General features: G+C 72.0%; 19 protein-coding genes and 1 riboswitch. Of the genes, 12 read left to right on the forward strand and 7 right to left on the reverse strand.

Annotated elements, in window-relative coordinates; translation table 11 throughout:
• A complete protein-coding gene (locus tag SNE206_RS01470; RefSeq protein WP_407911458.1) occupies positions 1–606 on the reverse strand; it encodes a LysE family translocator in 606 nt (201 codons plus the stop codon).
• Positions 603–1,340, reverse strand: coding sequence for a metallophosphoesterase (locus SNE206_RS01475; RefSeq protein ID WP_407911459.1), 738 nt, complete (start codon positions 1,338–1,340; stop codon positions 603–605). Before SNE206_RS01475 ends, SNE206_RS01470 begins: the two co-directional genes overlap by 4 nt.
• Positions 1,341–1,448: 108 nt before the next feature.
• Between SNE206_RS01475 and SNE206_RS01480 the strand changes: the two genes are divergently transcribed.
• Together SNE206_RS01480 and SNE206_RS01485 are read left to right on the forward strand one after the other, a co-directional pair.
• The gene (locus SNE206_RS01480) at positions 1,449–2,090 is read left to right on the forward strand and encodes a CGNR zinc finger domain-containing protein (RefSeq protein WP_407911460.1); all 642 of its coding nucleotides are present in this window, start codon (positions 1,449–1,451) and stop codon (positions 2,088–2,090) included.
• Between the two features lie 5 nt (positions 2,091–2,095).
• Positions 2,096–2,902 carry an Fpg/Nei family DNA glycosylase gene (locus tag SNE206_RS01485; RefSeq protein WP_407911461.1) on the forward strand — a complete coding sequence of 269 codons (807 nt, stop codon included), beginning with the start codon at positions 2,096–2,098 and terminating at the stop codon, positions 2,900–2,902.
• On the opposite strand, the gene SNE206_RS01490 is transcribed toward SNE206_RS01485, so the two are convergent.
• Positions 2,903–3,424, reverse strand: a complete 522-nt coding sequence (locus tag SNE206_RS01490) for a DUF3995 domain-containing protein (RefSeq protein WP_407911462.1) — start codon at positions 3,422–3,424, stop codon at positions 2,903–2,905.
• Between the two features lie 148 nt (positions 3,425–3,572).
• On the opposite strand from SNE206_RS01490, the gene SNE206_RS01495 reads away from it, so the two are divergent.
• Both SNE206_RS01495 and SNE206_RS01500 read left to right on the forward strand, forming a co-directional pair.
• Positions 3,573–4,079, forward strand: a complete 507-nt coding sequence (locus SNE206_RS01495; RefSeq protein WP_407911463.1) for an RNA polymerase sigma factor — start codon at positions 3,573–3,575, stop codon at positions 4,077–4,079.
• A complete protein-coding gene (locus SNE206_RS01500) occupies positions 4,076–4,582 on the forward strand; it encodes a hypothetical protein (RefSeq protein ID WP_407911464.1) in 507 nt (168 codons plus the stop codon). Before SNE206_RS01495 ends, SNE206_RS01500 begins: the two co-directional genes overlap by 4 nt.
• A gap of 243 nt (positions 4,583–4,825) precedes the next feature.
• Here SNE206_RS01500 and SNE206_RS01505 read toward each other — a convergent pair whose 3' ends face one another.
• Positions 4,826–5,872 (reverse strand): phosphatidylinositol-specific phospholipase C domain-containing protein, encoded by a 1,047-nt coding sequence (locus SNE206_RS01505; RefSeq protein WP_407911465.1) that lies wholly within the window; start codon positions 5,870–5,872, stop codon positions 4,826–4,828.
• A 157-nt stretch (positions 5,873–6,029) separates the two neighbouring features.
• Positions 6,030–6,392 (reverse strand): ArsR/SmtB family transcription factor, encoded by a 363-nt coding sequence (locus tag SNE206_RS01510; protein WP_407911466.1) that lies wholly within the window; start codon positions 6,390–6,392, stop codon positions 6,030–6,032.
• A gap of 83 nt (positions 6,393–6,475) precedes the next feature.
• A riboswitch (cobalamin riboswitch) is annotated at positions 6,476–6,683 on the forward strand.
• A 31-nt stretch (positions 6,684–6,714) separates the two neighbouring features.
• On the opposite strand from SNE206_RS01510, the gene SNE206_RS01515 reads away from it, so the two are divergent.
• Entirely contained in the window at positions 6,715–7,830 is a 1,116-nt protein-coding gene (locus SNE206_RS01515; RefSeq protein ID WP_407911467.1) for a HoxN/HupN/NixA family nickel/cobalt transporter, read from the forward strand.
• 101 nt (positions 7,831–7,931) lie between these two features.
• Here the strand turns inward: SNE206_RS01515 and SNE206_RS01520 are convergent, their stop codons facing one another.
• Positions 7,932–8,780, reverse strand: a complete 849-nt coding sequence (locus SNE206_RS01520; RefSeq protein WP_407911612.1) for an EamA family transporter — start codon at positions 8,778–8,780, stop codon at positions 7,932–7,934.
• Positions 8,781–8,875: 95 nt separating this feature from the next.
• Here SNE206_RS01520 and SNE206_RS01525 point away from each other — a divergent pair, with 95 nt between their 5' ends.
• The 6 genes from SNE206_RS01525 (at position 8,876) to SNE206_RS01550 (ending at position 13,969) form a co-directional block, all read left to right on the forward strand.
• A complete protein-coding gene (locus SNE206_RS01525) occupies positions 8,876–9,451 on the forward strand; it encodes an XRE family transcriptional regulator (protein ID WP_407911468.1) in 576 nt (191 codons plus the stop codon).
• Positions 9,452–9,583: 132 nt separating this feature from the next.
• Positions 9,584–10,690, forward strand: a complete 1,107-nt coding sequence (locus tag SNE206_RS01530; protein ID WP_407911469.1) for a M24 family metallopeptidase — start codon at positions 9,584–9,586, stop codon at positions 10,688–10,690.
• Positions 10,691–10,757: 67 nt separating this feature from the next.
• Positions 10,758–11,321: an elongation factor P gene (gene efp, locus SNE206_RS01535; RefSeq protein WP_407911470.1), complete on the forward strand. Its 564-nt coding sequence runs from the start codon at positions 10,758–10,760 to the stop codon at positions 11,319–11,321.
• A gap of 2 nt (positions 11,322–11,323) precedes the next feature.
• Positions 11,324–11,764 (forward strand): transcription antitermination factor NusB, encoded by a 441-nt coding sequence (gene nusB, locus SNE206_RS01540; RefSeq protein WP_407911471.1) that lies wholly within the window; start codon positions 11,324–11,326, stop codon positions 11,762–11,764.
• A gap of 118 nt (positions 11,765–11,882) precedes the next feature.
• On the forward strand, positions 11,883–12,770 hold the full coding sequence (locus SNE206_RS01545; protein WP_407911472.1) for a thioesterase family protein: 888 nt from the start codon (positions 11,883–11,885) through the stop codon (positions 12,768–12,770).
• A 335-nt stretch (positions 12,771–13,105) separates the two neighbouring features.
• Positions 13,106–13,969 carry a hypothetical protein gene (locus SNE206_RS01550; protein ID WP_407911473.1) on the forward strand — a complete coding sequence of 288 codons (864 nt, stop codon included), beginning with the start codon at positions 13,106–13,108 and terminating at the stop codon, positions 13,967–13,969.
• A gap of 81 nt (positions 13,970–14,050) precedes the next feature.
• Here SNE206_RS01550 and SNE206_RS01555 read toward each other — a convergent pair whose 3' ends face one another.
• Positions 14,051–14,554: a transcriptional regulator gene (locus SNE206_RS01555; RefSeq protein ID WP_014134541.1), complete on the reverse strand. Its 504-nt coding sequence runs from the start codon at positions 14,552–14,554 to the stop codon at positions 14,051–14,053.
• Between the two features lie 361 nt (positions 14,555–14,915).
• Between SNE206_RS01555 and pyrR the strand changes: the two genes are divergently transcribed.
• On the forward strand, positions 14,916–15,530 hold the full coding sequence (pyrR, locus tag SNE206_RS01560; protein ID WP_407911474.1) for a bifunctional pyr operon transcriptional regulator/uracil phosphoribosyltransferase PyrR: 615 nt from the start codon (positions 14,916–14,918) through the stop codon (positions 15,528–15,530).
• Position 15,531: the final 1 nt, after the last annotated feature.

Genomic DNA, 15,531 nt, shown 5'->3' on the forward strand with positions numbered 1-15,531 from the left:
TCAGGCTGCTGCTGCGCGGACGCCCAGACCGATCAGGATCAGCCCGGTGACACGGTTGAGGGCGGCTCGTGCCCCGGCGGCCCGGAGAGCTCGGGAAGCCGGGCCCAGCAGGGCCGTCCAGACCGCGAGCCAGCCCGTGACCAGGACCGCGTGGGCTCCGGCGAGGATCGCGATCTGTGGGACGACCGATCGGTGCGGGTCGATGAACTGGGGAAGGACGGTCAGGTAGATCGAGGCCGCCTTCGGGTTCAGGACGTTGCCCAGGAACGCCTGTCCGTAGGCGCTCCGGCCCATCCGGTGCGGGGGAGCAGGCCTTGTGCGGCGGTGGCCGGAGCGGAGGCACCACAGGCCGAGCCCCACCAGGTAGAGGGCCCCGGCCAGCCGGACGGCGGTGAAGGCCTCGGCGGAGTGCATCACGACGGCCGAGAGGCCGGCGACTGCGAGGGAGGCGTGGACGACGAGGCCGCCCGCCGTGCCGAGCATCACGTCGGCCGCCCGCCGCCGCCCGCCGACCGTGACGTGCCGCACGAGCAGGGCCAGGCTGGCTCCGGGCGTGGCCACCAGGGGAAGGACGGCGGCCAGGAAGCCGATGACGGAGGTGGTCACGGCACGACGCGGAAGTGCGTGGTGAGCGCACCGTTCTCGACGACGTGGAAGGCGAGACCGGGCGGCTGGCTCCGGTCGATCAGCTCCGTTCCCTGCCAGGGCAGTTGCAGTGTCCAGGTGGTTGCCGGCGCCACCACGAGCGGACGGCCGGCGAAGGCCGAGGCTGCCGCGGTGTGGGCGTGGCCGGTGAGGACGGCGATCACCTCGGGGTGGTTCTGCAGCAGTTCGTCGAGGCGCTCGCTCTGCTGCAGGCGGCTCGCGTCCGGCAGCGGGTGGTGCACGGCGACCGGTGGCTGATGAAAGGCGATGAGCGCATGCGTGCCGTCCGGCAGGTCGGTCAGGCGGTCGGCGATCCAGTGCAGGGTCTCGTCGTCGAGAAGGCCTTCGTCCCGCCCCGGAACGGTGGCGTCGCACATGAGGACGGCGAGTCCGTCGAGCAGGTGGAAGCTGTTGATCGGGCCGTCCGTGGGCGGTTCTCCGAGCAGGGCCTTGCGGTAGGCGGCGCGCGCGTCGTGGTTGCCGGGACAGGTGAGTACCGGGAAGGGGGCCGCCAGGATCCGCGCGGCCTCCTCGTACTCGGCGACGCTGCCATGGTCGGCGATGTCCCCGGTGACCAGGAGGGCGTCGACGGGGGTGGGCAGCGCGCGAAGGTGATCCATCACGCGGGTGGCGCGTTCCGCGGTGCGGTCGCTGCCGTCGAGGTGGAGATCGCTGATGTGTGCGAGCAGAGGCATGGCACGGCCTGTCCTAATGGATGTAACCGGTTTTGACGTTAGAAAGGTAGACTGTGTTGGACCGGGTGATCAAGAGCCCGGACCGGATACGGGGAGGAGGCGGTCGGCGTGGAGCATCTGCTCGCCCTTGAGTTCGCCGGCACGATTCGTCACGACGGGCACGGCGGAGTGGCAGACGACCTGACGACCCCGCAGGAGTTGTCCGTCTGGGTCGCGGAGCGGTGCGAACCCACGGTGGCCGACGGCTTCACCGCCGACCGGGCGGCCCTCGACGAGGTCCTGGCGCTGCGGGCCGCCGTCCGCGCACTGTTCGCGCGGGCCGTCCGTCCCGCTCCGCCGAGCCCCGCCGACGCTCACCGTCTGCTTCCGGACGCCGAGGCCCTGGCCCGCATCAACCGGGCGGCCGCCCGGCACCCGGTTGCCGACCTGCTCGACTGGCCTGCCGACGGTGACCCTTCGGCGCGTCCCCTGGGCGCCGACGCGGATCCGCTCGTCCGGCTGACGGCCGCTCTCGCCAGGGCGACCGTCGACTTCCTCACCGGCCCGCACCGGGAACAGCTTCGGGCCTGCACCGCTCCCCGCTGCGTCCGGTACTTCGTGAAGGGGCACGGCCGCCAGGAGTACTGCAAGCCGTCCTGCAGCAACCGGGCCCGCGTGGCCCGCCATTACGAGCGGACCAGGTCGGCGGCCGGGGCTGTCGGTGCCGACTGGAATGATGAACAGGTCGCCACAGACCCTACGAGGAGCTGACGCCTGTGCCCGAGGGCCACATCATCCATCGCCTCGCCGGCGAGAACCACCGCGCCTTCGGCGGGCGCCCCGTCCGGGTCGCGAGCCCGCAGGGCCGGTTCGCAGACGGTGCCGAGCGGCTCGACGGGCGGCCCCTCGACGAGGCCGAGGCCCATGGCAAACACCTCTTTCTGGGATTCGGTGAGGACTGGCTGCACATCCACCTCGGCCTCTACGGCGGCTTCACCTTCGGCACGGGGCGGGCTCCCGCGCCCACCGGCCTGGTCCGCCTGCGGATGGCCAACGACGAGGGATACGCCGACTTGCGCGGCCCCAACACCTGCGAGCTCCTCGGACCCGGCGAGAAGAAGGCCGTGCACGACCGCCTCGGCCCGGATCCGCTGCGCCCCGACGCCGACCCCGATGCCGCCTGGCGCCGGATCTCGCGGAGTTCCACCACCGTCGCAGCCCTGCTGATGGACCAGAAGGTGCTCGCCGGCGTGGGCAACGTCTACCGCGCCGAGGTGCTCTTCCGCCTCGGCATCAACCCCCACCGGGCCGGCCGTGACGTCACCCGCAGGGAGTGGGACGCCATCTGGTCCGACCTGGTGTCGCTCATGACGGACGGCGTCGGGGCCGGCCGCATCGACACCGTCCGCCCCGAGCACACCCCGGAGGCCATGGGGCGCCCGCCACGTGTCGACGACCACGGTGGCGAGGTGTACGTCTACCGGCGCACCGCGATGCCGTGCCTGGTCTGCAGGACCCCGGTGCGTACCGAGTCGCATGCTGCGCGGAACCTCTTCTGGTGTCCGTCCTGCCAGCAGCGGTGACTACTCCTTCACCAGCCACCATGCGGCGCCGGCACAGGCAGCGCAGAGCGGTGTGTACAGCAGCAGGTTGAGCAACCGGAACGCCGAGCCGTCGACCGTGCCGGCGCCGGTCGCCCAGATGAGCCCTGCCACGGCACGTATGGTCGTCCCGGATGCGACGGCTGCCGTCGCCAGCCTGGGGACCGTCGGCGGGAGCGGCAGCCTGATCGCCCCTCCGCGTGCCAGGAGCAGCAGAGCCGCGCCGACCAGCACCGCAGCGAGGGGGAGCACGACGACCGGCGTGAACGGCACCTGGGTGTTGAGCACGGCCATCGACAGGGATTCGGCATCCCGGGCGGGCCACGTGGTGCCGGTGGCCCAGTAGAGGTGCCATCCTGCGTCGACTCCGAGGACGCCGGCCAGGGCGACGGCGGTGGTGCGCCGCCGCGCGCTGCGGCTTGCGAGCGGGGTCGCCCGGGTGCTGCTGTCTGCGGCCGACGAGGCCTCCATCCGGGTCGTGCCGTGGCTCGTGCGATCGCTCATGGGGCTCTCCTCCTACGGTAGGTGACGGACCGACAGCATGAAGAGTCGCCGTTTCGGCCATTCGTTCCCGTGGCCGGTGTCACACGATCGAGTGGGGAACGTTCCGGCTTTCCGCGCCCTCTCCTCCCATGACCGGAAGGAGACCGCCGTGGAAGCATCGCCCGCCTGCACCGCCGAGCTGGTGCTCGCCGCCCAGCGCGGCGACCGGCTGGCGCTCGGCCGGCTGCTGGAACTGATCACCCCCTACGTCCGAAGGCTGTGCGGCCCGATCGCGCTCGACGACGGCGCCGATGCAACCCAGGAGGCGCTGATCGCGGTGTTCCGTAAGCTGCCGCAACTCCAGGAGCCGGCTGCGCTGTTCGGCTGGGTCAGAGCGATCGCCGTACGTGAGGCCGTGCGACACGTCCGCCGCCATGCGCGGTGCGAGCCTGCGGAACTGGCAGAACTGCCCGCCCCGGGCGATCCGCACCTGGCGGCTGACATCCAGGACGTCCTCGGTCGGCTCTCCCCGGAGCACCGCGCCGTCCTGGTCCTCCGTGACGTGGAGGGCCTCGATGAGCGGCAGACCGCCGAACTGCTCGGTGTGGCCGCAGGCACCGTGAAGTCCCGTCTCTCCCGCGCCCGGCTCGGCTTCCGAAAGGCATGGCAGTCATGAACGCAGAACCGCGTCCGCACCACGATGGCTGGCCGGTGGCCGATTTCGACTCCGTCCGGGCCCTGCGCGTACTCGCCACCACCGTGCCGGGTGCGGCGGTGCACGAGACGCTGCTGCCCACATCCCTGGAGGACGTGTGGGCGGTGGCGGCCGACCTGGCCGGCGCCATGCCCCAGTGGTTGCCCGACATCCGTACCGTCAGCGTCTCGCCGGACGGCGGCGAGGCGGTGGTCGTGGGCCATTCGCGGCTCCGGGCCCGCTTCGACATCGAGCTGCGGCCCGGATGGTGCCTGATGCAGAGCCGCTACCTGTTGGGCGGCATGGCTGCGGTCGAGGAGGCGGACGGCACCCGGTTCGCCTTTCTCGGCGCATTCCGGGTACCGGCCGCGGGTGTTCTCGGTGCCGCGCTGCGGCCACTGACCAGGCGGACGGCCAAGCGGTCGCTGAGCCGGTTCGAGGCGCTGGTCCAGGGTGCGCGGCCGCCAGAGGGCGGCGCGCCATGACGCGTACGATCCTGGCCGGGCTGCCAAGGCGCGGGCGGTGCGGGCCCCTTGCCGCTCCGCGGCCCGGTCGGCCCGGTCAGCCCGGCCCGGTGCGTCGCGATCACGGAGGGTCGGCTTTCGGCGCCTGATCACGATGGCTCCCGGTGCACGGGCGGAGTCCGAGCCGGGCCCTCGCGGGCCCGTGCGCCTTGCCCGTGCGCCTTGCCCGTGCGCCGGGAGGCTGTTGGTTGGGGCGTTGCTGTGTCAGCCCCGGGACAGCACGAGTGCCTGTACCTCGGGCAGGCTCCGCCAGTCGCTGGAGACGATGCTGGCGTGCGCGGCGGCGAGCTGGGTGACCCGGCTACGGGCCTGCTCTGCTGTCGGGCTGGTGGCGCTGATCGCGGGTGCGACGTTGTGGGCGTCGGTCATGACCAACAGATAGTGGCGGCTGTCGTACCAGGACGTGTCGATGCCACCGACGTAGGCGGACGCGTCGCCGTCGAAGACCACGAACCACGGCCGGATGCTGGTCTCGCTGTATGCGGAGCGCGGGTCGCCGGAGGCGGCTCCGTGGACGACCGGGAACACCTGCGCCTGGCCCACCTTGCCGGCAGCGGCGAGGTCCCGCAGGTAGCGCGCGTACTCGACGTCGGTGTGCAGGGTGTCGAAGGGGTTGCCCTCCTCGACGGTGCCGGGGATGACGTCCACGAGTACGCGACCGGACAGCGCGCTGCGCGTCGGCCAGTTGCCCGCCTTGGCGGCGTCGTCGAGGGTGGCGTAGGTGCCGCCGCCGGGCTTGGCGAGCAGGTCGGCCGGGCGGAAGACGGCACTGCCGAGGTGGGCGGCTATGAGGCTGTCGAGCTGGGCGGCACCCATGCCGCGGTTGCCCGCAAAGCCGCCCTTGAGCTCCAGCTTGACGACCAGCGGGCCACTGGAGGGGTGGGCGCCCAGCCAGATGCGGATGTCGTCGAGGCAGTACTCGAGGTTCTTGTTGGTGCCGCCGCTGTAGAGCTGCGCAGCGCTGGTCGCCGCCACACAGTTGTTGGCGTTGCCGAGCGGGTTGGAGTGGCTGACCTTCCACTCGGTGGTGACGGTGTCCGTCCAGACGTCCAGCTCGATCATGCCCGTGCCGGTGTCCAGGCCCTGGGCGAGGAAGGGGAAGGAAGCCGTGTCGTAGGTGTTGTGGATGCCGACTGCGGTGGCCGAGCCGAACGGCAGGCTGCCGCCGGTGGAGGCGCCGGACTGCTGGGCCGGAAGCAGGCAGGTGGCGGCGGCCAGCAGCGTGACGGCGAAGGTACGGCGAAGCTTCACGGTGTCTCCTCGTCAGGAGCATGAGGGCGGCGGCTCGGACGAGCCGCCTCCGGAAGCATGGGGTACCAGGACTGCTTCAAGGTGACATGACAAGAAAACTTGGCTGAAGGGATCTGCTCAATGACCATCCGTCAGGACATGCCGGTCATGTGCGTGTTCAGTCCGCGCGGCCGAGCACCCCGTGTTCGAGGAGCTCCGCGATCACGGCGTCGGTGAGCCGGTAGCGCACGATGCGTCCGTCCCGTTCGCCGGCCACCGTGCCCGCGGCCCGCAGGAGCCGCAGCGCCTGCGACACGGCGGGGTCACGCATGCCGGAGGCGACGGCCAGGTCGCTGACGGCCATCGGCCCGGTCTGGTGCAGGGCGAGCAGGAGGGCGAGGCGGCCGGGATCGGCGAGCAGCGCGAAGCGGTCGGCCCAGGCCCGGACATGGCCGGCGTCACCGATCGCGGCGATGGCTTCGCAGACCTGGTGTCCGTCGATGGTGCGGTGGTGTGCGCGGTCCGCGGGGACGAGGTGCATGCCGGGCATTCTCGCAGTCCGCCCTGCCGTGATCTTCGACACCTGCGCAGGTGTGCAGGCTTGCAGCTGTCGTGCCGTCACCCCTACGGTGGAGCCGCCGTGGTGTTCGGGAAGACCGGTGTCGGACCTCTGAGGTCCCAGTCCGGAGCGGCCCTCGCCACTGTGAACGGGGAGTCAATCCGTACCCCACGTGTGTCACTGGGCGCCTTGGCGCGCCCGGGAAGGCCGGGTACGGGCACCGTCGGATCCTCCCCGTGAGCCAGGAGACCGGCCACGGCATCTCACGACGACTTTCCACGAGGTGCTGGAGCGTGATCCGCAGATGACCCTGCCCGAAACCGGTACGGCCCCCGGGCCGACAGCCCCCGCTGCTGCGGCATTCCGCTGGCGGCGGGAGGACACGGTCCGTACCGCCGCCCTGATGGCGGTGATCCTGGCGATGCACGTGGTGGCGTTCGGCACGCTGTTCCTCCTCGTGGTGCCCGAGAAGTACGAGGTCGGCACGCAGGTGTTCGGTGCGGGCCTCGGCATCACCGCGTACACCCTCGGCATGCGGCACGCCTTCGACGCCGACCACATCGCCGTGATCGACAACACCACCCGCAAGCTCATGGCCGACGGTCGTCGGCCCGTCTCGGTGGGCTTCTGGTTCGCGCTGGGACATTCGTCGATGGTCGTGCTGATGGCGGCCCTGGTCGCCGGCGGTGCGCAGCTCGCGGGCACGTTGATGGACGACGGCTCCACCACGCACCAGGTGCTCGGCACCATCGGCACCACCGCGTCGGGCGCCTTCCTCTATCTCATCGCCGCGTTGAACCTCGTCGCCCTGCTCGGCATCCTGCGGGTCTTCCGCGCGATGCGGGCGGGGACGTTCGACGAGGCCGAGCTGGAGCGCCGACTCGCGTCGCGGGGCCTGATGAACCGGGTGCTCGGCCGTGCCACGCGTTCGATCACCCGGCCCGGGCAGATGTTCCCGGTCGGCCTGGTGCTCGGGCTCGGCTTCGACACGGCCACCGAGGTCGCGCTGATGGTGATGGCGGGCTCCGGCGCGGCCGCCGGGCTCCCCTGGTACGCGATCGTCTGCCTGCCGTTGCTCTTCGCCGCCGGCATGAGCCTGTTCGACACGCTGGACGGCACGTTCATGAACTTTGCGTACCAGTGGGCCTTCTCCAACCCGGTGCGGAAGGTCTTCTACAACCTGACCATCACGGGCCTGTCGATCGCGGTGGCGTTCGTCATCGGCACCATCGAGTTGGTGGCGGTCCTGCACGAGAAGTTGGACCTCGGCGACCCGCTGACCGGGTGGATCGCCGGGCTGAGCCTCGACAACGTCGGCTTCGTGATCGTCGGGCTCTTCGTGGTGGTCTGGGCCGCGGCGATCGGCTACTGGCGGTTCGCCAGGGTCGAGCAGCGCTGGGCTGCCGGGCCGACGGTCTGATCGTGGAGCGCGGGGGAGCGTGCGGTGCGCCGACCGGCTGCAGGGCTCCGGGCCCGGAGAGCCGTCCCGTTCCTGCGGGGGTCCGGGCGGCCGCGATCAGGTCAGCCCGCAGCCAGCAGCAGTGTGCCGGCCACGGCCAGGCCCGCGCCGATCACCTGCACCGGGCGCAGCCGCTCCTTCAGAACGCCACGCGCCATGAGTGCGGTGACCACGGGGTACAGCGAGGCGAGCACGGAGGCCACTGCCACGGATCCGCTGTGGGCGGCCGCCGCGTAGCTCGCGTTCGCCGCCACGTCCGCGATGCCGACGGCGGTGAGCGTGGGCAGGCTCCGTCGCAGTGCGCCGGTTTCGCCGGGCGCGGATGCCCGGGGGAGGGCCAGGAGTGCCGCGCCGCCCACCGCGACGTTGCACAGCCGCTGCACGCAGAGCGAGAGGAGCAGTCCGCCGTCGACGGTGGCCTGGGCGACGAGGGCCATGACGGCGCCGAAGCCGAAGGCCGCGCCGAGGGTGAGCAGCAGGACGGGCGCGCCGACGGCGCCGCCCCGTCGCTCGGGTCCGCCGGCGAGCGCGATACCCAGGACGGCGACGGCGATCCCGGCCAGTTGACCCGTCCCGGGACGGTCGCCGAGCAGCAGCCCGAGACCGACGGGGACCGCCACCCCGACGGTGGCGAGGGGCGAGACCACGCCCATCGGCCCGAGTGCGAGGGCGCGGTAGAAGGCGAGCATCGCGAACGGGCCGATGACGCCCGCGACGGCTGCGTACCAGAGCCCGGCGGAGGCCTCGGTCCAGCCTGCGGTGGCCGCCACGCAGACCACCAGCAGGGCTGCCGCGAGCGCTTGGGAGGCGACGACGACCCGCAGGGCGGATATGCGCTTCGTCAGCGCGCCGCCGCCGAAGTCGGCCATCCCCCAGAGGGCGCTGGCGGAGAGGGCGAGCAGGTGGGACACCACAGTGGACTCCGGAGTACAGTCGGGTGGATTTTGTGGGCTCGCGCAGCATAGATCAGTAAAACGAACTGAACGAATCAATTTATTGGACTGGCATGCCTGATCCCGAGCTCGTCACCCAGGCCCTCGCGCGCAACCTGAAGAGGCTGCGGAACGACCGCGGCCACACGCTCGACGCCCTCGCCGCCAGGTCGGGGGTGAGCCGCGGCATGATCGTCCAGATCGAGCAGGGGCGGACCAACCCCAGCGTGGGCACGGTCGTCCGGCTGGCCGACGCGCTGGGCGTGTCCATCGCCCGCCTCCTCGACTACGACGAGGTCTCGACGGTGCGGATCGTCTCCGGCGACGAGGCCGTCCAGCTGTGGGCCGGCGCCAAGGGCGGCAGTGGTGTGCTGCTCAACGGCATCGAGGCGCCCGGCCCGCTGGAACTGTGGGAGTGGGTCATCATGCCGGGCGAGGCGCACGGTTCCGATCCGCACCCGGCGGGCACCGTGGAGATCGCGCGGGTCGACGAGGGTGAACTCACCCTCACCCTCGACGGCCGTGACCACCTCGTCCGCGCCGGCTCGACCGCTTCCTACGAGGCGGGCTGGGCCCACGGCTACCGCAACGAGGGCGACGTCCCGGTCCGCCTCACCCTCGTGGTCTCCGTACCGCTACCCGCACGCTGACGCCGTGCCCGCACGCTGACGCCGTACCGGCAGGCGGCCGCCCGGCCCCGGTCGGCGGTCAGCGGCTTCTCCCGTCGGGGCGGCAACTCCCCTCGACGGGCGGCGACCGGCCGCCCTCCGTACGCTCGGAGCATGTCCGATGCGTATGCGGTCCGGCGTGAGCGCCTCAGGGAGCACTGCAGTGCGTCGGGGGTCGACGCGGTGCTGATCACCCGTGCAGCCAATGTCCGCTACCTCACCGGCTGCCCGCCCTGCGGTGCCAGCCTGTTGCTGACCCGGGAGCGGGCGCTGCTCGCGCTGCCGGAGGGCCTGCCGCCGGACGACACCGGCGAGCACTTCCTCGGGCCCGATGTCGCGCAGTTGATCGTGCCCTCCGAGACCGACACCGCCCTGGCGGCCGCCGAGGCGGCCGGCCGGCTGAAGGTCATGGACCTCGCGGTCGAGGAGCACGATCTCACCGTGCGCCGCCACCACGAGCTCGGTGCGGTCGCCGGGGGTGTGCGGCTGGCCGACCTCGGTTCGGCGGTCGAACGCATGCGGGTCGTCAAGGACGAGCACGAGATCGCGGATCTGCGGATCGCTGCGGAGATCGCCGACCAGGCGCTCAGCGAGCTGCTGGAGTCGATCCTCGTGGGCCGGACCGAGCGCCACCTGGCGATGGAGCTGGAGCGCCGGATGATCGACCACGGTGCCGACCGTGCCGCGTTCCCCGTCTCCGTCGGCACCGGCAGCCACTCAGGCCTGGAGTCGCACCAGCCGACCGACCGCCGGGTGGAGGAGGGCGACTTCCTCACCGTCGTGCTCGGTGCCCGCTACCGCGGCTACGGCGTCTCGACCGCGCGGACGTTCGTCATCGGGGCCGCCCCGGCGTCCTGGCAGGTCGACCTGCACCGGCTGGTCTTCCGGGCGCAGCGGGCGGGCCGGGAGGCGCTCGGTCCGGGGGTGTCCGAGTCCGCGCCCGACCTGGCTGCGCGGGAGGTGCTGCAGTCCGCGGGGCACACCGAGCACCCGGTGCACCCTCTCGGACACGGAATCGGTCTGGAGATCCGGGAGGCGCCGCGCCTGGGCCCCGCCGACATGGGTAAACTGGACAGTCGCGTGCCGGTCACCGTCGGCCCGGGGGTCCACCTCCCGGGGCGGGGCGGAGTCCGGATCGAGGACACGCTCGTGGTGCGCCCCCTTGAAGAGGGCGGGCCGGAGCTGCTCACCATCACCACCAAGGAGCTCCTCGCCCTGTAGCCGCCTCCGGCGGGTGCAGCATGCGGCCCTTGGTTCCTTGACAGCTATATCAGGAGTTAGTGCGCCCGTGGCTTCCACGAACGATCTCAAGAACGGCATGGTCCTCAAGCTGGACGGCGGCAAGCTGTGGTCCGTCGTCGAGTTCCAGCACGTGAAGCCCGGCAAGGGCCCGGCCTTCGTGCGCACCAAGCTCAAGGAGGTCCTGACCGGCAAGGTCGTCGAGAAGACCTTCAACGCCGGCATCAAGGTCGAGACGGCCAACGTCGACAAGCGGACCATGCAGTACTCCTACCGTGACGGTGACTCGTTCATCTTCATGGACATGGACACCTACGACCAGATCCCGGTCAGCTCGGCGGTCGTCGGCGACTCCGCCAAGTACCTGCTGGAGGGCTTCGAGGCCTTGGTGGCGCAGAACGACGGCGCCCCGCTGTACGTCGAGCTCCCGGCCGCGGTCGAGCTGGTCATCTCCGAGACCGAGCCGGGCCTGCAGGGTGACCGCTCGACCGGCGGCACCAAGCCGGCCACCCTGGAGACCGGCGCCGAGATCCAGGTCCCGCTCTTCGTCACCACCGGCGAGAAGGTCAAGGTCGACACCCGCGACGGCAGCTACCTCGGCCGGGTCAAGTAATCGTGTCCAACGCGCGCACCAAGGCCCGCACGCGGGCTTTCCAGATCCTGTTCGAGGCCGACCACCGAGGCGTTCCCCCGCAGCGGGTGCTCGCCGAGTGGGTGGGCCGGGCTCGGGAGGCCAAGCCGGGTGACACCACCCCGCAGGTCGCCGAGTACACGATGGAGCTGGTCGAGGGCTACAGCGAGTACGCCCGACGCATCGACGAGTTGATCTCCACGTACGCCGTGGGCTGGACGCTCGACCGCATGCCGATCGCGGACCGCAACGTGCTGCGGATCGGTGCCTACGAGCTGATCTGGGAGGACAGCGTCCCGGACGCGGTCGTCCTGGACGAGGCCGTGGAGATCGCCAAGGAGTACTCGACCGACGATTCCCCGGCGTTCGTCAACGGTCTGCTCGCCCGCTTCATGGAGCTCAAGCCGTCGATCCGTCGTAGCTGAGCGGCCCCGCACAACGCTGTGAAAGGCCGTCGGACCACTTGGTCCGGCGGCCTTCGCGCTGTCCGGCGGAGGCGTAGGCTACCCGTGAGTAGTGTCTGAGGCGAAGGGCGTACCCCCCATGACCACCGCGATACGCAGCGAGTTCGACCAGGGCATCGCCCTGACCCCGCATCCCGACGAGCCCGGCCGCTACGAGGCCGAGCTCGGTGCCGGCTGGCAGATCGGCGGCGGGGTCAACGGCGGTCTGCTGCTCGCCGTCGCCGGGCACGCGATCTCGCTCGCGAACAGCGCGGACAACGTGAACGGCACGGACAACGAGCGCAGCGCGGACGCCGCGAACGGCGCGGCCGCCCACCGCCACCCGCTCTCGATCACCGGCCACTACCTCTCCGCCTCCCGCCCCGGCCCCGCCTCCGTGCTCACCGGGACGGTCCGCCGCGGCCGCACGCTCACCACGGGCACCGCCTCGCTCGTGCAGGACGGTGAGGAGCGGCTGCGCGTCCTCGCCACCTACGGCGACCTGACCACCCTGGACGGCGAGGTCGCCACCAGCGCCGAGCCGCCGGTGATGCCGGTGCCCGATGCGTGCATCGGTGTCGAGCACGCCCCGCCGCAGCTCATCGAACAGGCCGCCCTGCTGGAGCGCTTCGACCTCCGCCTCGACCCGGCCACCGTGGGCTGGGCCCTCGGTCAGCCTTCGAGGAACGGCCGCATCCAGGGCTGGTTCCGGCTCGCCGACGGCCGCCAGCCCGATCCGCTGCTCCTCCTGCTCGTGGCCGACGCCCTGCCGCCGGTCACCTTCGACCTCGGCATGCCCGGCTGGGCGCCCACCATCGAACTGACCGTGCACCTGCGGGCCGTGCCCGCGCCGGGCTGGCTGCGCGTCAGCCACGCCACCCGCAATCTGGCCGGCGGGTACTTCGAGGAGGACTGCGAGATCTGGGACGAGGCCGGCCGCCTGGTCGCCCAGTCGCGCCAGCTCGCCCGCGCCCCGCGCCCCGCGTAGGACGGCCCGTCCCCCGTCCCCCGTCCCCCGTCCCCCGTCCCCTGCCTCCCGGCCCCTGCCTCCCGCGCCCTGCTCCCGACCCCAGCCTCGGCCCCGGCCACGGCCCCACCCCTGAGCAACCCCCCGCTCCCGGTGCCAGGCCTCCGCGGAGGCCCGGCGACCCTGACGCACCGTCACGCTGCGGCACCACCGGCTCCGGTGGTGCCGCTTCCGCGCGACTGCTGACGCTCGGTTACAAGGCTGTGACACCGGGTGCGTGTGCGCCCCGGGGAGGCGGGGATGAACCCCGGCAGCGGCAGAACCGCCGCCCACCGCACCACCCGCAGGAGCTCACGATGTCCCGCAACAGCCGCTCCCCCCGCCCTTCCCGCTGCACCGCCCACACCCCGGCAGGGCGTCCGCGCAGCGAGGAGACGTTCGTGACGGGCATCCTGACCAGCCCCGAGGACTTCGAGCTGGCCCGCCCGTGGCGGCTGGCCGACGCCGCCGACTGGGACAGCTACCTGCTCGACACCGCGGTCCTGCTGGCGGACGCGCGCCGCACCTACGGTGCCGTCCAGGCCCGGATGTTCCACCCCGAGGACTTCGTCGACTTCTGCCTCCTGCACCGCCTCGACCCGGCCGAGCCCGCCGCCCGCGACCGCTACCTCGTCAACCCGCCGCTGCAGACCCAGCTGCTTCCCTACCAGGGGGAGGACCTCTCCGGCGATTTCGTTCCCCGTCTCGTGCGGGCCCGCGAGAGCGGCCTGACGCTGCGCCACATCGAGCTGCTGCTCGACAACGGCGACCCGGCGGAGGACGTCGCGCCGCGGGTGCGGCGCGCCCACCAGCGAGGGTCCGAACTGTTCCGGCGGATGCTGGTGGGCGCCGGTTTCGGCGCGTACCGCTTCCTGTGCGCGGTGGAGGCGCCGGGCGGCCGGCTGGAGGCGGAGGCGCGGATCCTGCACTGGGAGGACGGCGTGGTGCGCGTCAACGACGAGGATCTCGACCTGGTCTGCGCGGTGCTCTGTGCGGGTCTCTACCGCGAGCTCCCCGGTGCGGCGCTGATGCACGGGTCGCAGGGGTCGGCGGGTGCCTGCGGCGAGTACCGGCAGGTGGCCTGGGCCTGGCAGAGCGACGGCCTGGGCTACGCCCCGGCGGCCGTCCGGCTGGACGACGTGGCGGCCGAGCCCGGTTTCAGCCTGGGCTCGGTGTGCTGACCGTAGGCGGTCGGGACACGCCGCGGCGGGGCCCGCAGCACCCGCTGCGCGCCCCGCCGTGACGTTTCTGCTGGGACCGGCTCAGCCGGCGTCCTCCTCGCGGACGGCGCGGCGCGCGTCCGGGTTCAGCACGCCCCAGCTGATGAGCTGCTCGGTGAGGATCGACGGTGACTGGTCGTAGATCACGGCCAGGGTGCGCAGGTCGTCCTGGCGGATCGAGAGCACCTTGCCGTTGTAGTCGCCGCGCTGGCTCTGGATGGTCGCCGCGTACCGCTGGAGCGGGCCGGCCTTCTCGGACGGCACCTGGGTCAGTCTCTCCAGGTCGAGGACCAGACGCGGCGGCGGCTCGGCCGCGCCGCCCGGGGTGCCGCCGGGCAGCAGCTCCTGCACCGGCACGCCGTAGAACTCGGCGAGCTCGGCGAGGCGCTGTACCGTCACCGCGCGGTCGCCGCGCTCGTACGAGCCGACGACGACGGCCTTCCAGCGACCCTGGGACTTCTCTTCGACGCCGTGCAGGGAGAGACCCTGCTGAGTGCGGATGGCCCGGAGCTTGGCCCCGAGCTGCTTCGCGTAGTCGCTGGACATTGATCTCCCCGGACAATATTGCTTCGCGTGCAGTGAAGAGCCACGAGAGCGCGGGTGGTGACCGCGGGCCGTTCGCCCGAACCGGTGGGTGAGGCGTCGGCCCCGTAACTCACTGTGAGGTTACGTAGAGTGAGGTAGTCGCGTCAAGCCGAATGGGGCAGTCGTGCGAATAGTGCGGGGCCGTGGCGCGCCCCGGCCGGCGGCGCGCGGGTTGACCTGCGGCGACGCCAAGCGGAGCGGCTGCTTCCCGGGGGCCGGTGATCGCACTGGTAGCATGGGTGCGGCCCCGGTGCGCCGGACGCCAATCCCAGACATCCTTTAAGACCCGTCCTGTGAGGCGGGGAAGGAGGTCCGCTTCGGCATGACCACAGACACGCATTCGACGCCGCGTCCCCCGCACCAGGTGCTGGACGCCACCGACATCGCCCGGGTCGTCACCCGGATCGCCCACGAGATCGTGGAACGCGCCAAGGGCGCGGAGGACGTCGTCCTGCTCGGCATCCACACCCGCGGTGTCCACCTGGCCCGCCGCCTGCACACCAGGCTCACCCAGATCACCGGGCGCGACATCCCGCTCGGCACCCTGGACATCACCATGTACCGGGACGACCTGCGGCTGAAGCCCGCCCGCGCCCTGGAGCACACCGAGATCCCCGCCGCCGGCATCGACGGCAAGCTGGTGATCCTGGTCGACGACGTGCTGTTCTCCGGCCGCACCATCCGCGCCGCACTCGACGCGCTCAGCGACATCGGCCGCCCGCGCGCCGTGCAGCTGGCCGTCCTGGTCGACCGCGGCCACCGGGAACTGCCCATCCGCGCCGACTACGTGGGGAAGAACCTGCCCACCTCGCTGCGCGAGGCCGTGCAGGTGCAGCTCGCCGACGCCGACGGCCGGGACGCCGTCCTGGTCGGCGACCGCGACTACGCGGCCCGTTCGTCCCAGGCCCTCGCCGCCGACCCGCACCTCCCGGAGTGAC

The sequence above is a fragment of the Kitasatospora sp. NE20-6 genome (assembly GCF_045862635.1).